The 25268-nt window shown below is 31.0% G+C and carries 25 protein-coding genes; 11 read left to right on the top strand and 14 right to left on the bottom strand.

Going from position 1 to position 25268, the window contains the following annotated elements; genetic code table 11:
* Positions 1–17: 17 nt before the first annotated feature.
* From ABXG81_RS00735 to ABXG81_RS00700, 8 genes are all read left to right on the top strand, one after another.
* The gene (locus ABXG81_RS00735) at positions 18–1112 is read left to right on the top strand and encodes a mannonate dehydratase (RefSeq protein WP_316111925.1); all 1095 of its coding nucleotides are present in this window, start codon (positions 18–20) and stop codon (positions 1110–1112) included.
* Positions 1113–1172: 60 nt separating this feature from the next.
* Entirely contained in the window at positions 1173–2216 is a 1044-nt protein-coding gene (locus ABXG81_RS00730) for a TRAP transporter substrate-binding protein (RefSeq protein ID WP_353528888.1), read from the top strand.
* A 1-nt stretch (position 2217) separates the two neighbouring features.
* Complete coding sequence (locus ABXG81_RS00725) at positions 2218–2871, top strand: TRAP transporter small permease (protein WP_353528887.1); 654 nt, start codon at positions 2218–2220, stop codon at positions 2869–2871.
* 1 nt (position 2872) lies between these two features.
* Positions 2873–4174: a TRAP transporter large permease gene (locus ABXG81_RS00720; protein WP_316122491.1), complete on the top strand. Its 1302-nt coding sequence runs from the start codon at positions 2873–2875 to the stop codon at positions 4172–4174.
* Positions 4175–4185: 11 nt separating this feature from the next.
* On the top strand, positions 4186–5598 hold the full coding sequence (gene uxaC / locus ABXG81_RS00715; protein WP_353528886.1) for a glucuronate isomerase: 1413 nt from the start codon (positions 4186–4188) through the stop codon (positions 5596–5598).
* Positions 5599–5607: 9 nt separating this feature from the next.
* Positions 5608–6234 carry a bifunctional 2-keto-4-hydroxyglutarate aldolase/2-keto-3-deoxy-6-phosphogluconate aldolase gene (locus ABXG81_RS00710; RefSeq protein ID WP_117522267.1) on the top strand — a complete coding sequence of 209 codons (627 nt, stop codon included), beginning with the start codon at positions 5608–5610 and terminating at the stop codon, positions 6232–6234.
* Positions 6235–7224, top strand: a complete 990-nt coding sequence (locus ABXG81_RS00705) for a sugar kinase (RefSeq protein ID WP_353528885.1) — start codon at positions 6235–6237, stop codon at positions 7222–7224.
* A gap of 104 nt (positions 7225–7328) precedes the next feature.
* Entirely contained in the window at positions 7329–7916 is a 588-nt protein-coding gene (locus ABXG81_RS00700) for a GNAT family N-acetyltransferase (protein WP_353528884.1), read from the top strand.
* Positions 7917–8017: 101 nt separating this feature from the next.
* On the opposite strand, the gene ABXG81_RS00695 is transcribed toward ABXG81_RS00700, so the two are convergent.
* From ABXG81_RS00695 to ABXG81_RS00645, 11 genes are all read right to left on the bottom strand, one after another.
* Positions 8018–9172, bottom strand: coding sequence for an iron-containing alcohol dehydrogenase (locus tag ABXG81_RS00695; RefSeq protein WP_353528883.1), 1155 nt, complete (start codon positions 9170–9172; stop codon positions 8018–8020).
* A 186-nt stretch (positions 9173–9358) separates the two neighbouring features.
* Entirely contained in the window at positions 9359–10237 is an 879-nt protein-coding gene (sdaAA, locus tag ABXG81_RS00690) for an L-serine ammonia-lyase, iron-sulfur-dependent, subunit alpha (protein ID WP_117522271.1), read from the bottom strand.
* Between the two features lie 9 nt (positions 10238–10246).
* Complete coding sequence (sdaAB, locus tag ABXG81_RS00685) at positions 10247–10909, bottom strand: L-serine ammonia-lyase, iron-sulfur-dependent subunit beta (RefSeq protein ID WP_117522272.1); 663 nt, start codon at positions 10907–10909, stop codon at positions 10247–10249.
* A gap of 84 nt (positions 10910–10993) precedes the next feature.
* Entirely contained in the window at positions 10994–12229 is a 1236-nt protein-coding gene (locus tag ABXG81_RS00680; protein WP_316111367.1) for a dicarboxylate/amino acid:cation symporter, read from the bottom strand.
* Positions 12230–12648: 419 nt separating this feature from the next.
* A complete protein-coding gene (locus ABXG81_RS00675; protein ID WP_353528882.1) occupies positions 12649–13095 on the bottom strand; it encodes a MaoC/PaaZ C-terminal domain-containing protein in 447 nt (148 codons plus the stop codon).
* Between the two features lie 225 nt (positions 13096–13320).
* On the bottom strand, positions 13321–14058 hold the full coding sequence (locus tag ABXG81_RS00670) for a hypothetical protein (protein WP_353528881.1): 738 nt from the start codon (positions 14056–14058) through the stop codon (positions 13321–13323).
* 94 nt (positions 14059–14152) lie between these two features.
* Positions 14153–14833 (bottom strand): TlpA disulfide reductase family protein, encoded by a 681-nt coding sequence (locus ABXG81_RS00665; RefSeq protein ID WP_353528880.1) that lies wholly within the window; start codon positions 14831–14833, stop codon positions 14153–14155.
* Positions 14787–15680 (bottom strand): 4Fe-4S binding protein, encoded by an 894-nt coding sequence (locus ABXG81_RS00660; RefSeq protein ID WP_353528879.1) that lies wholly within the window; start codon positions 15678–15680, stop codon positions 14787–14789. Before ABXG81_RS00660 ends, ABXG81_RS00665 begins: the two co-directional genes overlap by 47 nt.
* A complete protein-coding gene (locus ABXG81_RS00655) occupies positions 15673–15819 on the bottom strand; it encodes a CD1871A family CXXC motif-containing protein (RefSeq protein WP_181965157.1) in 147 nt (48 codons plus the stop codon). The genes ABXG81_RS00660 and ABXG81_RS00655 overlap by 8 nt, the downstream gene beginning before the upstream one ends.
* 47 nt (positions 15820–15866) lie before the next feature.
* Complete coding sequence (locus ABXG81_RS00650; RefSeq protein WP_117522294.1) at positions 15867–16979, bottom strand: HAMP domain-containing sensor histidine kinase; 1113 nt, start codon at positions 16977–16979, stop codon at positions 15867–15869.
* Positions 16969–17640 (bottom strand): response regulator transcription factor, encoded by a 672-nt coding sequence (locus tag ABXG81_RS00645; RefSeq protein ID WP_117522278.1) that lies wholly within the window; start codon positions 17638–17640, stop codon positions 16969–16971. The genes ABXG81_RS00650 and ABXG81_RS00645 overlap by 11 nt, the downstream gene beginning before the upstream one ends.
* 651 nt (positions 17641–18291) lie before the next feature.
* On the opposite strand from ABXG81_RS00645, the gene ABXG81_RS00640 reads away from it, so the two are divergent.
* Positions 18292–19617 carry a radical SAM protein gene (locus tag ABXG81_RS00640; RefSeq protein ID WP_353528878.1) on the top strand — a complete coding sequence of 442 codons (1326 nt, stop codon included), beginning with the start codon at positions 18292–18294 and terminating at the stop codon, positions 19615–19617.
* On the top strand, positions 19598–21184 hold the full coding sequence (locus ABXG81_RS00635; protein WP_353528877.1) for an ABC transporter ATP-binding protein: 1587 nt from the start codon (positions 19598–19600) through the stop codon (positions 21182–21184). The genes ABXG81_RS00640 and ABXG81_RS00635 overlap by 20 nt, the downstream gene beginning before the upstream one ends.
* Positions 21185–21484: 300 nt before the next feature.
* Here ABXG81_RS00635 and ABXG81_RS00630 read toward each other — a convergent pair whose 3' ends face one another.
* Both ABXG81_RS00630 and ABXG81_RS00625 read right to left on the bottom strand, forming a co-directional pair.
* Positions 21485–22207: a TIGR03915 family putative DNA repair protein gene (locus ABXG81_RS00630; RefSeq protein WP_353528876.1), complete on the bottom strand. Its 723-nt coding sequence runs from the start codon at positions 22205–22207 to the stop codon at positions 21485–21487.
* A 2-nt stretch (positions 22208–22209) separates the two neighbouring features.
* A complete protein-coding gene (locus tag ABXG81_RS00625; RefSeq protein ID WP_117522280.1) occupies positions 22210–23451 on the bottom strand; it encodes a putative DNA modification/repair radical SAM protein in 1242 nt (413 codons plus the stop codon).
* A 208-nt stretch (positions 23452–23659) separates the two neighbouring features.
* On the opposite strand from ABXG81_RS00625, the gene ABXG81_RS00620 reads away from it, so the two are divergent.
* The gene (locus ABXG81_RS00620; RefSeq protein WP_117522281.1) at positions 23660–24430 is read left to right on the top strand and encodes a hypothetical protein; all 771 of its coding nucleotides are present in this window, start codon (positions 23660–23662) and stop codon (positions 24428–24430) included.
* Positions 24431–24731: 301 nt separating this feature from the next.
* On the opposite strand, the gene ABXG81_RS00615 is transcribed toward ABXG81_RS00620, so the two are convergent.
* A complete protein-coding gene (locus tag ABXG81_RS00615) occupies positions 24732–25250 on the bottom strand; it encodes a helix-turn-helix domain-containing protein (RefSeq protein ID WP_353528875.1) in 519 nt (172 codons plus the stop codon).
* Positions 25251–25268: the final 18 nt, after the last annotated feature.

Raw genomic sequence — 25268 nt, 5'->3', positions numbered from 1 at the left:
GGAAAGGAATAAAACTTATGAAAATGACATTTAGACATTATGGTAATGACGATCCTATAAAGCTTAAATATATCAAACAAATCCCAGGTGTAACTGGAGTTATGTGTATGATGAATGAGTTTGAAGCTGGCGAAATTTGGGATAAGGAAACTTTTCAAAAATATGTTAATGAAGTTCATGCAGCAGGTCTTGAATGCGAAATCATAGAATCAATTAACGTTCATGAAGACATTAAAATGGGTCTTCCAACACGTGATAAATATATAGAAAATTATAAACAATCACTTAGAAATGTTGCAGAATGCGGTGTGAAAACTGTAATCTATAACTTCATGCCAGTATTTGACTGGGTTAAGACAGAGCTTAAACATGGACTTCCTGATGGCTCAAATACTTTAGCCTTTGACCAAAAAATGGTAGAAGGACTTACGCCTCGTGATATGGTAGATGGAATTCTTAAAGGCGCTGGAGACTTTCAATTACCTGGCTGGGAACCAGAAAGGCTTGAGCTTTTAGAAGAAGTTTTAGAAAAGTACAAGGATATCGACGAAAAGAAGCTTCGTGAAAACTATAAATACTTCCTAGAAGCTATTATTCCAATCTGCGAAGATCTAGGAATCAAAATGGCAGTCCATCCAGACGATCCAGCTTGGCCAATATTTGATATACCAAGAATAACCTCTACTGTAGAAGACCTAGAAAAAATTGTAAATTTAGTAGATAGCCCATCCAATACCCTTTGTGTATGCACTGGTTCTCTTGGCTCCCGCAAAGAAAATGATATTCCTGCTATACTATATGACTTTGCTAAAAGAGGAAAAATTGGAGCAGTCCATGCTAGAAACATCAAATTTACAGGAGATAGAAAATTCTATGAAGCAGCTCATAAGAGTGATTATGGTTCTCTAGATATGTATGAAATCATGAAATCCCTCAAAGATGCTGGATTTGATGGATATATTAGACCAGATCACGGACGTATGATTTGGGGAGAAGAAGGACGCGCAGGCTATGGTCTTTATGATAGAGCCTTAGGAGTAACATATCTGAATGGTCTTTTAGAAGCAATCGAAAAAGACGAAGATAGATACGATTCTAAGAAGAAGTATTAGATGATTTAGATGGTCTGACTAATGTTAGATCATCTAAATAATTGAAATTTGAGGATAACAATGAAATTTAATAAGAAATTAATAACTCTAGTTTTATTCTTTGGACTTATTTTGACTTCTTGTGGATCAAATAAAACCAATAGTAAGACTAATACCGATAAAATTATCATAAGAGTAGGTCATAACCAATCGCAAAAACACCCTACTCATCTAGGTCTTATAGCCTTTGAAAAATACATAGAAGATAACTTAGGCGATAAATACGATGTGCAGGTATTCCCATCAGAACTATTGGGGTCTCAAACAGATATGGTGCAGCTTACACAAACAGGAGCTATAAATATATGCGTAGCTAGTAATGCAATACTAGAAACATTTGATAATGTATACGAAATATTTAACTTACCCTATCTATTTGTTTCTCCTGAATCCTACCACCATGTTATGGATGATAAATCTATAACAAATCCAATCTTTACATCTACAAAAGATGCTGGATTTGAGGCTGTAACTTGGCTAGATGCTGGTAGCCGTTCCTTTTATACCAAAGATAGGCCTATAGAAAGTGCGAATGACCTTAAAGGACTTAAGATTAGAGTACAGCAATCTCCTACTAATGTAAAGATGATGAGCTTATTAGGCAGTTCTGCATCTCCTATGGGATTTGGCGAAGTTTATACAGCTTTACAGGCAGGAATTATAGATGGTGCTGAGAATAATGAAATGTCCTTAACAGATAATGGGCATGGCGATATTTGTAAATACTATTCATATGATATGCACCAAATGGTTCCAGATATAGTAATTGCAAACTATGACTGGCTTAATAAGCTACCTGAAAAAGATCGTAAAGTGTTTGAAGAAGGGTTCAAGATACTAAATGAGACCCAAAGAAAAGAATGGGTAATAGCCGTTGAAAACGCCAAGAAAAAGGCAGCAAATGAACAAGGAGTAGAATTCATATATCCAGACCAAAATGAATTTGTAAAAAAAGTTGCACCCCTTACAGATGAAGTTCTAAAAAGAAATACCAAACTTCAGCTTTACTATAATGCAATACAAAAATACAACAAAGAATATCCAGCAAAAAAGGAGATTGAGTAAAATGAGGAAAGTATTAGATAAAATAAATAGATTCTTATCTGCAGCTACCCTTTTTGTAATGCTTATATTTGTAATATGGCAAGTATTCACTAGATATATACTTAAAAATCCATCAACTTGGTCAGAAGAGCTTGTAAGCTTTCTCTTTGCTTGGACTACCTTATTTGGAGCAAGCCTTATAGTAAGCGAACGCGATCATATGAATATACCTGCCTTTGTAGAAACGAAAAGTCCAGTTTTTCAAAAAAACATGGCTATATTTTCTGAAATAATGATATTTTTATTTTCACTTTTTGTTCTCACATATGGTGGAATAAGAATTACAAAGCTTGCTTTAAACCAAATGACCTCATCTTTAGGAGTAGCTATAGGAATATTTTATATCCCACTCCCCTTTACCGGAATTATCAACATGATTTATTCTCTAATGAACATAGTTGATATAGCAAAAGGAAGGGTGGCCTTTATCCAAGTCGAATCAGCAGCGGCTAGTTCTGAACGCATAGCAAAGCAAGCAAGTGTTGCCAAGTTTAAAAACGAAAATGATATAGATAAGCTAAAAGAAAACAAATCAAAAACTAAAAAATCAGATTATAAGATACCTCAAAATGATGATAAATTAGTATTTGAAAGTAATAGCAACAAAGGAGAGTAAAATGGGTGGACAAGCCTTAGCAGTAATTTTAATATCATTAGCTATACTCTTACTATTAGGTGTACCAATAGCTTTTTCAATAGGTATAGCTTCAATTATAACAATATTATCAACTATAGATTTAAATGTAGCAGTGCTTACTGCGGCCCAACGAACATTTGTAGGAATGAGCTCATTTACCCTTACAGCAATTCCATTTTTTATACTAGCTGGCAACCTCATGAACGAGGGTGGTATAGCAAAAAGACTTGTGAATTTTGTAATGGCAATACTTGGCAAACTTCCTGGTGCACTCCTTGTAACAAATGCGGGAGCTAATGCACTTTTTGGAGCAATCTCAGGATCAGCCTCAGCTGCTGCTGCAGCGGTTGGTTCCATGGTAAAAGAAGGAGAAGAGGAAATGGGATATGACAATGCTCTATCTGCAGCAACAAATGCAGCAAGTGCACCAGCAGGGCTACTTATACCCCCAAGCAATGCCCTTATAACCTATTCCCTAGTTTCAGGTGGTACTTCAATAGCAGCTTTATTCCTTGCAGGATATATACCAGGACTTATATGGACTCTTGCCTGCATAATAGTTGCAGTTCATATCGCAAGAAAAAAAGGATATCAAGGTGATAAAGATAAGTTTTCTTGGGCAAATCTAGGACGTGCAACTCTTGCTGCACTACCTGCTCTTGGACTAATCTTTATAGTAATAGGTGGAATTGTAGCTGGAGTATTTACAGCTACAGAGGGATCAGCTATATCAGTAGTTTATTCACTCATATTAGGGCTTATATATAAGAATCTTAACTTTAATAAAATAATAGACATCATTATAGAATCAGCGAAAATGAGTGCAATTGTAGTATTTTTAATAGGTGTAAGTAATATCTTATCTTGGGTTATGGCTTTTACAGGTATACCACAAATGATAGGAAACGCTCTATTATCAGTAACAGAAAATCCAATCATCCTACTTTTAATAATGAATATTATCCTACTCGTATCAGGTACCTTTATGGATGTAACTCCAGCTATACTTATATTTACACCATTATTTTTACCAATAGTAGAATCCTTTGGAATGAATCCAGTTCAATTTGGGCTTATAATAATTTATAACCTATGTATAGGGAATATTACTCCACCGGTTGGAAACACTTTATTTGTGGCCATCAAAGTAGGAGATACTTCCCTATCCAAAGTCATGCCATATATGATTAGATACTATCTATTCATACTAATAGGACTAGTACTTGTTACCTATATTCCTGCTATAACGCTAGCTTGGCCACAAAGTGCAGGATTACTATAAAGGAGCTTTAGATGAAAAAATTTTTAACAAATGACTTTCTATTAAATACAGAATATGCAAAAATACTTTATCATAACTATGCAAAATATATGCCTATTTTTGATTGGCACTGCCACCTTGAAGCAGAAGAAATATATAAAAACGAAAAAATAAATTCTATAACAAAGGCCTGGCTTGGAGGAGATCACTACAAATGGCGAGTGATGAGAGCAGTTGGTATAGATGAAGATCTTATAACAGGAAATGCATCGGACCTTGATAAATTCAAATCCTATGCTGCTACAATGCCTAACCTAATAGGCAATCCAATCTATCATTGGACACATCTAGAGCTAAAAAAATATTTTGATATAGACTATTGCCTAGAGCCTGATACGGCAGAAGAAATATTTAATATTACAAACGAAAAATTAACTCAAGATGATTTTAGACCACGTGAACTTATCAAAATGAGCAATGTGGCTGCAGTGTGTACTACAAATGATCCTATAGATGATCTTCACTATCACGACTTACTAGCAGAAGATGAAAGTTTTCAAACAAAAGTAAAACCAGCATTTAGACCAGATAAGGCCATATCCATAGAAAAAGATAGCTACACTAGCTATATAAAAGAATTATCAGAAGTAGCAGGAGTAGAGATTAATTCATTTGATACATTAAAAGAAGCTTTAGAAAAAAGAATGAATTTTTTTAAAGAAAAAGGATGTGAAGCAAGCGATCAAGCTTTCAAATACATTCCATTTGAAGAAATAAGTGATAAAGAAGTAAATGAGATTATAAGAAAGAAATTAAATGGAGAAAAACTTGAAATAAGGGAAGAAGATGCTTATAAAACTGCTCTTATGATATGGTTAGGTAGTAAGTATAATGAACTTAATTGGGCTATGGAACTTCATATAGGTGTTATAAGAGATAACTCAACTAAGCTTTACAATAAACTCGGTAATGATGTTGGAGCAGATGCAACAAATGATGAGCCTTGGGCAGAAAATCTTGCTAATCTCTTAGATATAATTGAGCAAAAAGGAGCAATTCCAAGAACTATAATATTCCCACTTAACCCAGCCGAATTCTACCCAGCTTCGACAATTGCAGGTTCATTTAATAGAGGGAATGATGAAAATGTTCTAACAGCACAGATAGGACCGAGCTGGTGGCACATAGACCATAAGGAAGGAATGCTTGATCAGATGAAAATTATGTCTGCAACATCTGCTTTTGCAAAATCTATAGGTATGATAACAGACTCAAGATCCTTCCTATCATATCCAAGACATGAATACTTTAGAAGACTTTTATGTAGATTTATAGGAGAAATTATAGCTGATGGTGAATATCCATGGGATGAAGAATTCTTAGGAAATATGGTAAAAGATATTTGTTTTAATAATGCTAAAAACATTATAAAAATAGACTTGTAGGAGGCAAGAATGTTAAAATATGACGTATTAAATAAAGTTCACGAATTAGGAATTGTTCCAGTTATTAGAGGAAATTCAAGCAAAGAAGCCCTTGATTATTGTAAAGCCCTAATCGATGGCGGAATAGATATACTTGAAGTAACTTTTACTATACCAAATGCCTTAGATGTATTTAAAGAACTCAATGAAGAGCTTCCTGAAACAGTTACTCTTGGAGCAGGTACTGTGATGGATAGCACAACTGCAAGACTTGCAATCTTAAATGGAGCAAAATTTATAGTATCCCCAGGATTTGATAAAGAAGTTGCAAAAATGTGTAATCTATACCAACTACCATATATACCGGGTTGTATGAGTTTTACAGAAATAACAAAAGCATTGGAATATGGAGTAGATTTAATAAAACTATTCCCAGGTTCTCTAGCAGGACCATCCTATGTAAAAGCAATTCACGGTCCACTTCCAACAGCAAATATCATGCCCACAGGCGGAGTTAACTTAGATAATCTTGAAGAATGGTTTAATGCTGGAGTCTTTGCAGTAGGAGCTGGATCAAACCTTGTAAAAGGTAACCATGATGACATAGTCTATCAATCTAAAAAATATCTAGAAACTATAAAAAAGGTACGTAGCTAAATGAAAAAAATAGTAACCTTAGGAGAGATTATGCTAAGACTCTCACCTCCAGGATATGAAAGATTTCTGCAAGCAAACAGCTTTGACATAAACTATGGAGGCGCAGAAGCAAATGTAGCAATAGCCCTTTCTAATCTTGGTTATGAAACTCAATTTGTAACAAAAGTACCAGACAATGCAATAGGCCATGCTGCAATAAATTCTCTAAGAAAATACGGTGTTCACACAGAAAATGTTATTTTTGGTGGAAATAGATTAGGTTTATACTATCTAGAAAAGGGATACTCTGTAAGAGCTAGCAATGTAATTTATGACAGAGCAGATTCAGCTTTTGCTAATGTGAAAATCGATGATTTTAACTTTGATAAAATTTTTGATAAAGCTGACTTATTCTTAGTTACAGGTATAAGTCCAGCAGTAAGTCCTAATGCTTGTAAACTTACAAAAAAGGCTCTAGAATTTGCCAAAGAAAGGGGATTAACTATAGTTATAGACGTAAATTACAGAGCAAAAATGTGGAGTCTAGAAGTTGCTAACGAGACTATGAAAGACTTACTCAAATATGCTGATATAATTATAGGTTTTAGTCCAGATATCCTATTAGAAATTAAAGAAGACTTAAGTGATGACAAACATGAAAAATTACTAAAGAAAATGGTTGAAACTTATGGAGTTAAAACCGCAGTCTCTACCTTTAGAAAAAGCCATTCGGCAAACCGCAACTCCTTATACGCAAGACTCTACGATGGCAAAAAACTATACACGAGTAAAGAATATAGCTTTGATATAGTCGATAGAGTTGGTGGAGGAGATTCATTTACAAGCGGTCTCATATCAGGATTATTAGATGGTAAAGATACTCAAGAAACTCTAGAATTTGCCACAGCTACAAGCGTATGGAAACATACTATATTAGGAGATGCTAATGTTTTAAGTAAAGAGGAAATAGAAAAGCTTTCAAATGGAGGATCTACTTTAGTACAAAGGTAACTTAAACCGTAACTTTTTTAATACATTATCTCCTTTTCTTTAACTTTATAAATTTTATATATGTAGTAAAATCATCAAAAATATCTAAGCATTAGGAGTTAAAGATGAATGCTAATTTTAAGATTGATGGAAAAATTTTGGAAACGGATAGACTTATACTAAGGGCTTTTGAAGAATATGACTTGGATGATTTTTATGAATATGCTTCTATCGCTGGAGTGGGAGAAAAAGCCGGTTGGAAACACCATGAGAGCAAGGAAGAGTCAAAGAACATCTTAGATAATTTTATAGAGGATAATAAAACCTTTGCTATTTATCATAAGAAAGATAATAAAACTATAGGATCTATTGGCGTAGAAAAATATGGACCAGAAGAGGAACTTATAGAATTCAAAAGTTATATTGGTAGAGAATTAGGCTTTGTATTAAGCAAGAATTATTGGAGATGTGGTCTTATGAGTGAGGCAATATTTAAAATCATTGAATATTTATTTAATACTCTAAACTATGATTTTTTATTAGCAGGTTATTTCGCTTACAATGAAGCGTCCAGAAATCTCCAGAAAAAATGTGGCTTTAAAGCTTATAAAAAAACAGTTTTTACTACAAATATGAATACCAAGGAAGCTGGCACATTAAATATTCTATTAAATCATAATAAAAATATAAACATTAAACCCAATTATCTATAAACTTTTTTAAAAAAAAACAAAATCGGCTACTACATTTTACCAGTTAAATGTAATAGCCGATTTTTTATAAACCATTTGTTATTTAAGGAGTAATTTATTTTCTAGAAGTCTACTTTTTCTCCATAGTAAGCTGCTCTATATATCCTTTTGATATCGCTAGCAGAAGTATTTCTAGGATTTGTCAGTGTACAAGCATCTGCAAAAGCATTTTTGCTCATTTCCTCTAAGACTTCATTAAAATCTTTTTCTGCTACTTCTGTATTTTTACCATCTTTTATACATGATGTAATACCTACAGAAGCGTTCAATTTTCTGACTTCCTCTGCTATATCATCTATACCGAGAAGCCTTTCTAGTTGATCATATTTATCACTTTCCTTTCTGTTGTAATCAATTATATAAGGTAACATTATTGCGTTTGCCTCGCCATGAGTTAAGTGGAAAATTCCACCAATTTTATGAGCCATGGAGTGAACTATACCAAGAGAGGCATTTGAGAAAGCCATGCCCGCAAGTGTTGAAGCATCATGCATCTTTTCCCTTGCATCTAGGTCATCTCCATTATCATAAGCTTTTTTAAGATTATCAAATACTAGCTCTATAGCTCTTAGAGAATGAGGTTTTGTATAATCATCTGCCGCTGTTGAAACATAGGATTCTATAGCATGAGTCATAACATCCATACCTGTCTGAGCAGTAATTAGAGCTGGCATTTTTGAAGGAATCTCAGGATCCACTATAGCAACATCTGGAATAAAATCAGCATGTACTAGAGGATACTTAATCTTACTTTCTGTATCTGTTATAACAGAAAAAGCAGTAATCTCCGATGCAGTACCCGATGTAGAAGCTATACATACCATTCTTGCCTTAGTTCTAAGTGGAGGATTTTCAAAATTAGCAAGCTTATTAAAATCATAGTCTGGGTGTTCATAATAAACCCACATGACCTTTGCTGCATCCATAGCAGAACCACCGCCTAAGGCAACAATCCAATCAGGCTTAAACTCTGCCATCTTTCTCCCACCTTCTATACAAGTCTTGATAGAAGGGTCAGGCTCTACTCCATCTATTATTTGAACTTCCATTCCCCCTTGTTCAAGAATTTCCTTGACCTTGTCTAGAAATCCAAATTTTTTCATAGAAGATCCCCCGGTCACTATGCTAGCTTTTTTGCCATCAAGTTCTTTTAGATAATCTAGTGCATCTTTACCATGCACAATAACTCTTGGAACACTGTAAGTTTTTAGTGGCATAATCCTCATCTCCTTTTGTTAATTATTTATTTATCATTATTTTATTATAAATCATTAATTTTGTCAAATAATAGACCATATTCTTTATAGCAAAATTTAAACAGTGTATTTCTAAGCATAAATATAAATTTGTACATAAAAAGGGTAAACCTAATTGGCTTACCCTTCTCTCATTAATATTTATTTTTAGACTGTTCCATCAATATATTTTTCTTTTAATTTTAAAGCTGATGGACATACTGCTATACCGCCTTGACCTGTTTCTCTAAGTCCACTTGGAAGAGCATCTCCTACTCTCTTCATTGCATCTACTGCTTCATCAAAGGTTACATACATTCTAACTCCAGCCATTGCCATATCAGCACTTGCTAGAGCATTCATAACTCCATTAGCATTTCTAAGGTTACATGGGAATTCTACCATACCACCTATTGGATCACATACTAAACCCATAATATTTAATAGAGCGCAAGTTGCTGCTTTTTCTTGAGTTTCTATATCAGATCCTCTTAAGTAGCATGCTGCTGCTGCTGCCATTGCTGCTGCTGAACCTGTTTCTGCTTGACATCCACCTTCAGCTCCTGCAAATGTAGCGTTATCAAAAATTACTTGACCTACTTGAGTTGCTACAAGCATCGCTTCCATAAGCTTTCTATCGTCAAAACCATATTTATGATACATAGTCATAAGTGTAGCTGGTAGAATACCTGAAGCTCCTGCAGTTGGAGCTGCAACTATTCTACCCATTGCTGCATTTACTTCTGATGTTGATAAGGCCATTGCCATAGCCTTAGCTGCAGTTTCTCCTAAGATTGATTGTCCACCTAAGAAATAATCATTCATAGTTTTTGCATTCCCACCTGTCATACCAGTTACAGATGTTACAGGTTCCTCAAGGGCTGCATGAGCTGATTTTTTCATTACATCTAAAGTTCTCTGGAGTCTATCAAATATCTCCTCTTCAGTTTTATCTGAATTTTCCATTTCATCTATTATAGAAAGTTCCCAAAGCTCTAGTTCTTCTTTTTTGCATCTTTCTTTTAAAATTTCAAATTTAGTAAGCATAATATCTTCCTAACCTATATACTTGATAAAGTTAAAATCTTTACCCGCTTTAATCTTTTCAAAAATATCATCTCTTAATGGTTCATCTAGCTCACAAACTAGCATTACATTATCTCCATCTTTTATAGTTTTCATCTCATGTATATTATAACCATCATTATAAAGTATACTTGATACAAAAGCTATAACACCTTTTTGTTCACCATAAGCCATAAATAAAGTTGGTCTTTTTGCATAATATTCAATAGGATTACCATAGATTCTATTGATAACTATAGCACCACCTCCTATAGATGATCCTTGAATATCTATAGGTGCTCTACCATCAGGATACTTAAATATCATTCTAACAGTATTTGGATGTACTTCTCCAAGATCTGTTTCAATAAATTTATAGCTTAATCCTTTTATCTTTGCATACTCAAATGCATTTATAATTCTATCATCTTCTGGACCAAAACCTAATACTCCACCTACTAGAGCCCTATTAGTTCCATGTCCTTTATAAGTTTTTGCAAAAGATCCATGTAAATAAAAATCTACTTCATTAAATCCTGGATCTACCATTTTTTGTGCTACATTAGCAATTTTGCAAGCTCCTGCTGTGTGTGAGCTGCTTGGTCCAACCATTACTGGACCTATTATATCAAAAATTGAAGCATTAACTGCCATTATAAACTCCTTTTTTTATTTTTCAAAGAGAAAGGTAGCAATTAAATGCTACCTTGATTTTGTTTTGCAAAGGCTAAACCAGTATTATTCTGCATCATGATTTACTGGTATTGGTTTCCAATTTTTGTCACCCTTTATTTTTCTATTATATATTTTGTCTACTGCATTAGCAATAGCCACATCACCTGAGATGTTTGCTGCTGTACCAAATGAGTCTTGGGTTAGATAAAGTGAAATTAGTAAACTTGCCATAGCTGATTCTGGAGCTATACCTACCATTGGCATAAATGGAAGAGCACTCATAACAGCTCCACCTGGAGCACCTGGTGCTGCTACCATAGCAACTCCTAGAGTAGCTATAAGTGATAACATCATACCAAATGAGTGAGGCATATTATACATATAAAGAATAGTGAATGTACAACCTGTAATTGTAATCATAGATCCTGGCATATGAACTGTTGCTCCAAGAGGAACTACGAAATCTGCTATCTCACGACTAACACCATTGTTTGCTGCACATTCTAAGTTCACCGGTATTGTTGCAGCTGATGATTGAGTACCTACAGCTGTCATATATCCTTTTACTTCATTCTTAATCATAGCAAAAGGATTCTTACCAGTGTAAGAACCGGAAAGAACAAACATCAATGTTACATATAATAAGTGAAGAATAATAATACAAATAAATATTCTCCAGAAGATATTAAGTACTGCAAATACAGAACCATTATAGCTCATTTCTGAGAAGTTACCAAAAATGAAAAATGGTAAAAGCGGTACTATAGCTCTTGCTAATACTTGAGTAATAATTGCATTAAATTCGCTAAAGCCTTTGTATAATACTTCTCCGCTTCCATTTTTTCTTAACCATGAAATACAAATACCCATCATAAATGCAAATATCAAAGCACTTGTTACATCAAAAAATGGTGTAATAGGTACTTTAAAAAACGGCTCAAGGTCTGACCCTTCTGTTGCTATTATAGAGTTTATTTGTTCTTGTGTAATAAATTTAGGGAATATGTTACTAGACATAATATATGATAAGCTACCAGCAATTAGAGTTGATAAGTAAGATATTAAAACTGTAACACCTAAAAGTTTCCCTGCACCATCTCCTAGATCTGATATACCTTTTGTTACAAAAGCTAAGATCATTAGAGGAATAATAAATGATAAAAATGATCCGAAAATACTTGAAAATGTGATTGCAATTCTGATAAACCATTCTGGCATATATCTACCAGCTAGTACACCTAAAAGAATTGCTACAAGCATTTTTGGAACTAATCCGATTTTTTTCTTCGAACTTGCCATAAAAATTTCTCCTTAAATTAAAAATTATATGTAAACCTTTGCAATAATGATTGTATCATACTTTATAAAAAAAAGAAATACTTTTCAAAAATATTCCCATGATTTACACATAGAGCTTAAATTTTTGTTAAAATATGACTAATTCGTGACTTATATTTATCAAATTTTATCAATTAATATTGTAAGCCTATATAAGATAACAAGTTTTATAACTAGTTATCAAAAGACTTAGCTTGTTTTAAAGTAATTGATTTACGCATCCCTAAAGTTATCTTATATTCTAAAAATAAATTGTGACTTAAAATCCTCCAAATGTTATAATAAAATTTTTTCTATTTTGGTAATATTTAATATTATCAGTATCTTTCAAAAAAGACACTACCTTCGCTATTAGCAAATATCATTATTAATTAATCATTTTATCTATTTTCTTTAAAATTAACCAGAGCCCTACCAATATATGTTAAGCAAAGTTCTCCCTCTGGATTGTAAACCATAAGCTTTTGGCTTACAAAACCATCTTTTCCCTCTATTCGTACTTTTTTATCTACAGTTTCTACCTTAATATCATAAAGGGTATCAGGGTAAATTGGCTTTAACCACTCTGCCTTATCTACACTAACACCTGCCACAACTCCATCAGCATCTATGCCTGTCTTTACCCATTGAGCCCAAAAAGCCATATTCGCAAAAGACCCCGATGCTATTATCTTTCCAAAACGAGATTTTTTTGCAACTTCTTTATCTATATGGATTGGTCTAGGGTCATATTTTTTGGCATATCCTATAAGTTCATCTTCACTAAAAGATAAAGATTCTATCTCTTGATCAAAAATTTGACCAATTTTATAGTCTTCAAAATACATATTTACCTCACTTCATTTTATATATACCCTAGATTGATAATAAATATCTATGTATATTTGCAAACTAAAAGAAATTGTTGCAGAGTAAATAAATCGTCCCAAAATCATTAGAAGAACCTATGCGGAAATTTTGCCTACACGAGTCGACAGGCTATGTAAAAAATTTCCTAAGAGAAACTTATATAATGATGGGACGATAATTGGCAACAACTCCTTATTAGTTTATTATTTTCTTTTACTGCCAGTATAAGCTGCACTTGCTGCTACAAGAACTCCAATTACTGAGCTTGATGCAAAAATACCTGTTTTGGGATTAGCTCCAGCTTCTGTGTTCGTATTTTTCTCTTCTTTTTTATTATTAGAAACTTTTGTAATCTCTATTGTTGTTCCTTTTGGATAAGCCTGACCTTTTGCTCCATTTGTTAGTCCACTTTCATCTGATATTTGCGATCCATCAGCTGTGTTAGAAGGATTTTCATTTCCTTTGTTATCATCAGAAGTTTCTTTATCTATAATTACAGGCTCTTTACCTTCGTTGCCATTATTATTTGTTGAATCTCCTTTTGATCCAGCTTCTGATGTAGGATCTTGATTTTTGTTATCATTTGTTGCTGGTTTTTCAATTATAACTGGCTTTTTACCTTCATTATTATTTTTTTTAGTTTTAACTGCAGAAGATTCTGCCTTATTGCCTTTATTATCTTCACCGATAATTCTACTTTCTCTACTAGCTCCAAGTTTTTGAGTATTATCTGCAACATATTTAGGATTTATTTCTAGCTTATTAGTTTCTTCTAAGTCTTCTTTATTCCAAGCTTTTTCCAATCCTTGACCTCCATTTGAAGTTGAAAGCACATTATTATTTGCTTCTTCAATGTAATCCTCTGATGCATAAACTTGGGTTGCTCCTGCAAAAACTAGTCCTAATGATAATGATGTAGCTAAAATTTTCTTATACTTCATAGTTTCCTTTCTCTTCTCTTTACATTATAATATTTATTTATATTTTATACCCAAACGTTATGAAATAATCGTTAAATTCAAAAAAGCACCCACCTTAGGATGCTTTTGAGCTTTCTATTGCCTTATTTATATTTTCTTTAAGCTTATCTTTTTGTTCTTGTGGAATCAAAGTTCCTTCTATAGGGTCCCCTATAATCTTTCCATTTTTATCTACTACAATTGTTGTCGGATATACAAAAATTCCTTCTAAGTAATCTTTCATATCCCCCTCATAGTCCACAGCAAGAGCCTTATATGTAGGCTTCTTGTCTTTCATAATCCTACTATAAACTTCTTTTGTAGAATCATCGTAGTTTACATCTGTACACATAGACACAAAATCAACTCCGTCTTCTTTTTTAATCTCATCTGCTATATCATTCATCTCATCCATTTCTTCTATGCAAGCTGAACATCCCGTAAACCATAAGTTTATTACAGTTGCATCATTTTTAGCTATATCTTCATTTGAAAATGGATTTCCATCTTGATCTTTAGATGTAAATACTGGAAGTTTTTTATTAGAATCTGACTTTTCGCTTATCTCAGTACTTTCTTCTTTCTTTGCTTTTGAATGATCATTCATACCTGCTTGTTTTGCTGGTACTTCTTCTTTATTCTCAACTTTAGTTTCTGTTTTATTATCTGATAGTCTATCTGCTTTTTGGTTGCTTGTGCAAGCAGCAAGACTAAGACCTGCTAGAATTAGTAAATAATATTTGTTTATCTTTTCCATTTTCTCTCCTTTGTAACAAAGAGGAAGATATGGCTTTTGTAGGACAAGCTTTAGTACATTCATGACACCTTATACATTCCAAGTGAGCATTATTTTTTCTTATATCTACATCCATCTTACAAACTCTAGCACATTTGCCACAATCTATGCACTTATTTTCATCCACTTTCATTTGATAGAAGGAGTATTTGTTGAAAAATGAATAAAAAGCACCGAGTGGACAAATCCACTTACAAAATGGTCTGTAAAATATTATAGATAGAATAATAGTAGTTATCAAAATACCAAGTTTTAAATTAAATAACTTTCCAAGTCCCAATCGTAGGGAAGGATTTTTGATAGCTAAAGGAATGGCTCCCTGGATAATTCCTTGAGGACAAATATACTTGCAAAAGTAGGGAGGGATTACTTCATATCTGTCTCTCATAACTAAGCCTAAAGCTAAAATTAGTGAAAATAGGATGATATATTTTATAAGTCTAAGTGGTTTCAGCTTCTTTGTAGATACTTTTTTAGTTGGTATCTTATTAAGCAAGTCTTGAAACAAACCCATAGGACACAAAAATCCACAAATTAATCTTGCTACCATCACACCAAAAAACGCCATCATCCCAAACACATAATAGGAAAACCTGTATTTTTTAGATCCCATTACAGCTTGCATGGATCCTATCGGACAAGAACCTGCTGCTCCTGGACATGAGTAACAGTTTAGTCCAGGTAAGCAAACTTTCTTAGTTGACCCATTATAAATCTTGCCCTTAAAAAAATTTGGTATATGTAAATTATATAAAAGAGCTACTAGTCCTTGAATTTTGTTTCTCGATATATTTCTTAGCTTATCCAATTCCTATACACTCCAAACACAGATTAATTGCCTTAGTAAATACAGAATTTACCTCTCCCCTATAGACTCCATATACCATAAATCCTAGGGATAATATTAGTATCGTTCCACTAATTAAATTTTTATCCTTTTTTGTCATATCTTTACCTCATAAATAATGATAGTAAATAAAACGTTAATTTAGTGTTAAGAATTTGGAAATATTAATAAAAACTTACTACCTTGTGGTTGATTATCTTTTACGACTATCCTAGCTCCTAATGTATCAGCTATTTGCTTAGATAGAGCAAGACCTATACCAAAGCCTTCCTTGTGTCTAGAATTATCAGCTTGGTAAAATAAATCAAAAATCTTTTCTTTCTGCTCAGCACTCATTCCTATACCACCATCAGAGACTTCTATAACTAATTTATTCTCTTCTTTTTTAGTATCAATTTTTATAAACCCATTATTTATATTATATTTTACAGAATTTTCTATTATATTAAATAATAATCTTTGCAACAATACATCATCTGTTTTTAAACATAAATTATCATTTTTTTCAAAATCAATTCTTATATTCTTCTTAGCAATCTTATCTTCAAGGTCAAATAAAATCTCTTCTATGAGAGATGTTACACAAACTTCACTTATATTTAAGTCCTGCTTTTTAGAAAACATAAGAACTGACTCTATAAGATTTTTAAGTTTCTCTAAATTATCATCTATTTTTTCAGCAAAATCCTGTGCATATTTATCGTTATTCTTGCGCTTAAAAACATCGACCTGAGCTTTCATTATTGCAACAGGTGTCCTAAGTTCATGGGCAACATTTGCAGAAAAATCCTTTTGTCTCCTATAATCCTTATAGATCCTATCCATGAGATTATTAAAACTTTTGGATAAGTCTACAATCTCGCTTGATCCATCTTCTACTAATAGATTATCAGAAAAAGTTTCTGGTTTATCTATGTCAATTTTTGCTATATTTTTCTGAAGACTCTTAAGAGGAGCTAAAATTTTTGATATTATTACAGCAAAAATCATTGATCCAATTACAATAACAAGACCTGTTACAACAAAAGAATATATTCTAAAGTCAGCTGTTGATTGTAAATGAGCATTGTTTACCGTTACTACTACAGAATTCCTATATGCTGGCATATAGCGTTCTATTTGATATAGCATCTCCTCTGTCATTTGAATTTGCTTTTGGTTTATCATGTAATTTGTAATAGTAAGCATGGATATAAAAATAATTACAACCGCTACTATTAGCTTAAATACTATAGATTGGTAGACTTTATCATTCTTCATAAATCCTATAGCCCTTACCAATTACATTTTCTATTTTATTTTCTCCGCTAACTTCCTTAATTTTTTTCCTAAGCGAAGACATATGTACTCTTACAGAATTAGAAAAACTATCAGCATTAGAATCCCAAACATGATCTATAAGCTCTTCACTAGATACATACTTTTCTTGGTTTAAAAATAAATACTCCAGAATTCCTGTTTCCTTAAGAGTTAAATTAAGCTTAGTATCCCCTACGTAAGCCTCACGGGTGGTAGTATCAAATTTCATACCGCAAGCTTCTATAATATTTGATTCCGTAACAGATTTACGGCGTAAAAGCGCACGCATTCTAGCATCAAGTTCTTTTAAATCAAAAGGTTTTACCATATAATCATTAGCTCCATAATCTAGTCCCTTGACCCTATCGTCTATATCACTTCTTGCAGTTAACATAATTATATTAACTTCTTGGTCATTCTTGCGCACCTCCTTTAAGACTTCAAATCCATCCTTTTTAGGTAAGTTTATGTCCAAAACTATAACGTCATAGCTTTCTACATAGGCCATATCAATAGCTTCTTCTCCATCATAGGCCTTATCAACAGCATAACCATACATAGTTAAACCTTCTTCTAGTAAATCTATTAAATCTAAATCGTCTTCTACGACTAAAACACGCATATTTACCTCCATTTAGATAATTATATTATATAGGATATTAATTTTGTATAAAAAAAGGCTGGATTTTTTGATTTTGGTAGGTTGTTTTGTATATAATTTAACTTTATTTTTTTGAAAACTAAGCAATAAAATCCACTACGTATTTCTTATGTTGTATATAATTATACTATTAGTATCTCTCTACGAAATAAGGAGGGATCCAGGAATATTTCTACTCAAAGGTATAGATAGTTATTAACATTTTCACAGCGAGTTTTGTACAGTTAATTAAAAATATGCTATGTTAGAATAATACAATTTTAAAAAACAAATAATAATTTACTGACTATTGATAACTTCTTTATTAAATCCTAAATCTAAGTATACAAATATATAATCTCCCAAGGTTGACATTATATATATATATATATATATAATTAAAGTGTAAATATAAATATTTATATATAAATATGTAGAAAGGAGGAATTATGAAAAAAGTTACTAGCTCTGATTTAGCTATGGGATTAATTAACTATTGTCATTTTGCTAAAGGCGATGGTTGGAATAGGGCAATATCAATACTTTAAAGATTCTTAAAAGTCATTTCTAAGATATACTATCATTTTAGAAATGGCTTTTTAATTATAGCGATTTAAAAAAGGATATACATATATGACTAATAATATAAATTATATTTTACGCCCTGAATTCTATGGAGGGCTGCTTATAAATAGGGATAATTTCGACAAGTGGAATTTAAATAGAGATGATATGTTATACTTATGGTTTTATTATCATTGCAAAAATCATAATCTCTCTTTAGACTATATGAAATTACTATTAAAGTACGAACCAGTTATAGATAAAAATACTATTGACTTTTCAAAATCAAACAATTATTTGATAGCTAAGAGATTTATTAGCAGTGGGAATTTAATTGACGACGCTGAAAATTTAATAAAACACATGGAGAATAGAAAAACTCTTTCAGCTCCTATGGAACTTACTTTATATTTGAATGATTTTTGCCAATTAGATTGTAAATTTTGTTTTATGAAAGGAAAGATTAATTCTAAATATGAAATGCCACTTGAAAAAGTAAAATATTTAATTGATGAATTTGTTGATAATGGGGTTGAAACTGTATCTTTATTAGGCGGTGAACCTTTTTTACATACTCATATAATTGATATACTGAAATATTTAGAAGGTAAAGGGATTCATTATACTGTTACGACAAATGGAATAAACATCAATAAAGATCTTCTAGAGTGCATAAAAGATTTAAAAAACATTGGAATAGTTTTTTCTATCTATTCTTTGAACGATTCAAATAAATTAATGATGGGAATACATCATAATAAAATCACCGAAAAAATTATTCTAGCTAAAAAATATGACATAAAAACTTCAATCAATACAGTATTAGTAAATCAAAATGTTAATGATATTAAGAAAGTAGTTGATTTTTGCAACAATTATGATATCGATAGATATTCATTAGCAATATTCTCTGGAGAGAATAGAGACCTAGACCCAATGTCTATGGAAAAAGCTCTTGATTTATATTTTAATATAAAAAATGATAAAGAAACGGTAAAAGAACTTGACTTTGCTATTGAAGGATGCATGATTTATTCAGCTATTTATTCAGAAGAAGACTACTATATGGATACCTATACAAAATTGTATAGTGGTTGTCAAGCAGCACAATCTAACATAGAAATAATGCCAGATGGGAGAGCACTTGCTTGTGTATTAATAGATGATGTATTTGTAGATAATGTGTTTGATAAGACATTTAAAGAAATTTGGGATTCTAAAGAATATGATATAATAAGAGATTATAAAGTAGATAATTATATTTGCAATAACTGTAATTATCTTGGATTTTGTAATGGAGGTTGTTTTTTGAATAAAAATAAGACCATAAATGGATATGAAAAAGATATAGATTCTAAGTGTAGTAGGTTAAAAAATGTTAAAATTTCTATTTAAAAATAATAGAAAATCCGCAATTTTAGGTTTTGTATTCTTAATGATGTTCTCTTTAAACGAACCTTTATTATCTAAAGTTATTCTTTACGATATGGACATGGCTAAGGGTGTAAGAGAGTTTCATATTAGCTATCTACTAGTTATTAATCTTTTATATTTAATTTACTATTTATTATCTAATTACTTTTCAGAAAAATACTTAGATAAATTTATGGTTCAATCTAAGGATTCTTTAAATAAAGTAATAATGAGAAAGACTATATTTGATTACCCTATAAAGTGGAAAGAAAAGCAATCCGAGCACTTAAACTTATTTACTACTGATATAAATACAATAACTGATAATTACATTCAAGGTATTATTCAGATTTTTTATTTTTTAGTAGCATTTATTTCATCATCTTTATTAATTTTTAATATTAGTAAAGAGTTATTAATATACTTAATACTTATATCTGGCATAACCCTCTTAATTCAAAGATATGTTATAAAAGCTTTATCTTTACAACAATTTGAGTTAAATAAAAGTATTGAAAGTTTTTCTAAAAAAATTATTGAAATAAACAAAAATATTATTATTATCAATACGTATGGAATTAAAAATAAATATCTTAATAATTTCGATATATTATCTGAAAAAATATCAGAAAATCTTTTTAACCTAACTTTTAGAGAAGATATCGCTGAAGTTATAAACCAAGTATCAGCAACCTTAATTCAAATTGGAATATATATAATTGGTGTTATTCTGATTATAAATAATAAACTAGATATAGCATCATTATTGGCAATCACAGTTACGGCTAACTCCATAATCTTGCCTATATATAGATTTTCTAGGGTAATGGCTACATTTTCAAAGACTAAAAAAGTTAAAGAAAAGTTAGAACAAATTATATTTGAAGATGAAACTACAAATGAGATTGATAGCGTTAAAATTAAACAAATCGAGGCACATAATTTGATTTTAAAGCACAAAAACAATTTAATTAATTTAAAGCCTTTAAATTTTCAGTTTAAAGAAAATGAAAAATTATTAATCGTAGGATCCAATGGCTCAGGAAAATCTACATTGGTTAATATTCTTTTGAAAATCCATACAGATTATGAAGGTGAAATTATGATTAATAATAACCATAATATCAAGAATTTGAATCAAGAGAATTATTGGTCACAGATCTCATATTCACCTCAAGATATGTATTTAATAAATGACACTATCAAAAATAACATAATACTTTTTAATTACTATGACAAAGAATACTATAACAAAATATTATCTCTTCTTAAAATTGATGATCTAGACGACAATATTATTATCAATGAAAACCAATCTAATCTATCAGGTGGTCAAAAACAGAAAATTTTGATTGCAAGAGCTTTATACAAAAAATCATCTTTAATTATTCTTGATGAGCCTTTAAGAAACCTTGATACTGATAGTGTACAAATAGTCAAAGAAGCTCTCTATAGTATAAAAAAAAATCTTATAATAGTAGAACATACTATTGATAAAGAAGAATATAGTAAATTTGATAAAGTCATCAACTTGAATGATTATAAATAAAATTTATTATACTCATTATTAATATGACTAAATTGAAACTAGTGATAATTCTAGATATACTTTAGTATTTTATAAAATTTTTAATAAACAGTTAATATAAAAGTTGATCCAATGATATGAATTGATAATCTGAAGTTGAATAAATACTGAAAATAACTTCAGATTATCAAAAATAATAAGATTATCATTAGATTACTTACGAAGGTAGTATGGATGTAAAGTAGCAAGAGAACTAGTAATTTAAATTATGAGCTTAATCTAAACGGTTCATTATAAACTAACTATTATGACAGCTACTTTTTAAAAATTTCTCTCTGGAAGAAACTTCCAATACTTCTTTGGCATATTACTTACCATCAACTTATGATTTTTTCTCTCATCTATACCTATAGAATTATAGAATCCAATCCAAGCTTCTTTAAAAATTTTCTCATCATTTGTTTCTATTGCATCCATTTCTAAAATTTCTACTTCTTCGTAAGTCCCGTTTATACAAATAGAAGCTTTTTTTCTATTTTTATCATAAATAATAAATTTTTCTGATGGCATTCTTTTTAAAAAATGATCAGTTATATGCATTAGTGAATCATGATCTGGTTCTATTTCTGCTAATAAAAATCCTTCTTGGATTTCTCTAAATCTGGCTAAACCTTTATAAAAATGAACTTCATGATTAAAACTTTTTACTATCTCTCTAAATTTGACAGCTGATTTTTTGGATGATCCTAAATATACTCTTCCATATAGAAGACAAGATTTTATCGTAATTGCAATAACTTCTTCTCTTTTCGCAAAATTTGACTTAAAAACTTTAAAGACATTAGAAAAAAATTCTTCACCTATATTAGCCTTTATTGAACTTATAACTCTTTCTGCCTTCACTAAGTCAGTTTCTACAAATTCACTTTCCAAAAAGTTAACCTGATTACTTTGTGTACTGATTTCACACTTACCAATTTCCTTATATTTTACGAATATAATTGTAAGTAGTCCATCAAAACTTCCATCATAGTTATAAATCATTATTAGCTCCTATCAAACATAGATAGTTGTTCATAGTTGATATTATCAGATGTACTAATAAGAGTTCTTAGATCATTAGGATCATTAAACTTAAATCCTTTATAAATTCCATTTACAAGAATAAAATGTTTAGCTCTTTTTGTTGATATTTTCATAGCTTTTAAGCTATCATAAGTTAGCTTATGAAACTTTCTAGCCTCAATAATACGATTAGCATAAGTCCTACCAAAACCTGGCACTTTCATTAACTCACTATAAGGCGCCTTATTGATTTCAATAGGAAATTTTTCAATATTGTTAATAGCCCAATTGCTTTTAGGGTCAATAGATAAATCTAAATTAAAATTCTTACTATCTAATAAATCTTTTGCTTTAAAGTTATATCCTCTCATCAAAAAATCAGCCTGATAAAGCCTGTGTTCACGTAATAGTGGGGTCTTATCAATACCTTGGGTATATTTTGACTTTACAACTGGTACAAATCCTGAATAATAAACTCTTTTTAATGAATAATTATTATACAGTTTTTCACTAGTTTTTATTATATCTAGATCACTTTCACCACCAGCACCTATAATCATCTGTGTAGTTTGACCAGCAGGCAAGAATTTAGGAGTATGCGCAAATACTTTTCTATCTACTCCATAGACCATCATCTCGTTTTTAACATTGCCCATAGGTCTTACTATATCACCTATTTTCTTTTCAGGCGCTAAAAGCTTTAGAGATTCTTTTGTAGGTAGTTCAATATTAATAGACATACGATCAACCAAAAGTCCCATACGCTTTACAAGATCTTCACTTGCCCCTGGTATAGCTTTCATATGGATATAACCATTAAAATTATATTTATATCTTAAAAGTTCAGCTACTCTTATTAAATTTTCCATAGTATAATCAGGATTTTTGATGACTCCAGAAGATAAAAATAAACCTTCTATATAATTTCTACGATAGAAGTTCATTGTTAAATTTACCACTTCTTCTGGACTAAAAGTAACACGTACTCTTTCATTTTCTCTACGATTTATACAATACTCACAATTATATATACACGAATTAGTCATTAGAATCTTAAGCAAAGATATACATCTGCCATCCTCAGACCAAGAGTGACATATGCCACCTATTGACCCATTGCCTAATCCATTATTTTTATTTTTTCTAGAAGATCCACTAGATGAGCAAGATACATCATACTTGGCTGCATCAGCTAAAATTTCAAGTTTTTCTCTTATATTCATATTCCATTTCCTTTGCTAATATTATCTTATGGAATTTCTTATGCGATAAATCTATTATACTTTCAAGTCGTTCATTGTCTATTACTAATTTATATAACAATATCAAATCATATATTAAAATAATATAAATTAATTGGGTATCTATATATAATAAATTAACAGAAATCTAGCAAAAATATGGTAAAATATATATAGTAGGAGGATGTTTATGCAGATCAAAAGTTTAAATAAAACACTTCTAGTAGCTATGCTTACTGTTTCTCTTGCTGCGTGTAATAATAGTACAGCAAATACAAATAACAGTGCAGATTCTACAGAAGTAGTCACAGAGGACAATAAAGATACCAACGATATTATTGATGAATCGATAAAAGATGCTGATGAAAATAAGGCAGCTGATTCTGATGAAGTTGAGGAAATTAAAAAAGAAGATACTAATAAAGCAGAAGCAGAGAAAAAAGAGAGCTCTGAGCAAGAAAAGAGTACTAGTATAGACGTAAATAAAGAAGAAAAGAAAGAAAATAAGGTCTCTAAGTCTGAAGATACAGAGCAAGAAACTAACACAATTGAACAAAATAATAACCAAACTAATAATAATGAAGATATGAGTTATCAAACAGAAGATGGTCGATATGTTTCAACTCTTATAGCTAGCAAACAAGGTGTAAGAGATGCTGAAATGTCTATTGCAGATACTTATTCAGTTGAAGCAAAAGATGGATCTTTAACTGTTAAGGGATCTATGGATCATATGATAAATCCTGGGGATTATGAAAACGCTAAAAAACTAGATAACAATACTTATAACTTTAAAATAAATGAAAATACTAAATTCCAAGCAACTGGTGGTATGGCTGAACCTCAAACTTTTACTATTGATGAGTTCAATGAATATTACAAGGGAATTACTGAATCAGGTCTTGCATTAATTGTTGAAGTAAAAGATGGTATAGCACAAACAGTATCATTCTCATCATAAAAATAAAAAGAGTAAAGCTTAAAAATGAGCTAAGCCCCTAAACAAGGAATAACTTAATAATATTTTAAGCGGAATGTAATCTGTAATCGGCAGGTGATATTCCGTTTAATTTTGTCTTTATCCTATCCTGTCCTAGTTGTGCCATTAATATAAGTCTCTATTTCTTTTCTTACTTCTTTATCTTTGTCTATTGGATTTTCTAATTTAATCTTTCATTCATAGTATACTGATTTAGGAAATTTAGCTACTTTTATCCATTCACTTACTTTTGTATAAGGATGTTCTTTAAGAAGATGAAGTATTATCTTTGTTCTTTCCTTGCTTCTGCTTCCTCTTCCAGTAGCAAGGCTTGAAATTTTTTTTCGAATAGTATTTGCATTTTAAGATATTTATTTTCTTCTCTTTCAGATTCTTCTATTGGCTTTTCGTTCTTAAATTTCTTATCTGCTTTAGACATGTTTTTCCTAGGCCTTCCTCTATTATCTTCTAGCCCAGATAAACCACTTTTTTGATATGCTTTCTCCCATCTATATATCATAGATCCATTAACAATATTGAAGTACTCAGCAGTCTGTCTAAGCGAAGTAGTATAAATTTTCCTATATTGTATTACAGATAGTTTAAATTCATTAGTATATTTATTATTTTTCTTTTTAGTTAAGTTAGCAAATCCTCCAGAATTGTATTTAACTATCCATCCCTCAAATAGTACCTTCAGGAATATCGTATTTTTAGCTAGTGCTCTATGACCTCCTGTTTCTCCAGATAAATATTTTAATTTTAAATTCTTTTGTGTATTTTTGCATGAAAAACCCCTCAATCAATATTCCAGATTTTG

Origin of the sequence: Anaerococcus nagyae (genome assembly GCF_040364225.1) — a bacterium.
GTDB classification, from domain to species: domain Bacteria; phylum Bacillota; class Clostridia; order Tissierellales; family Peptoniphilaceae; genus Anaerococcus; species Anaerococcus nagyae.
This window is presented reverse-complemented; position numbering and strand designations above follow the sequence as displayed.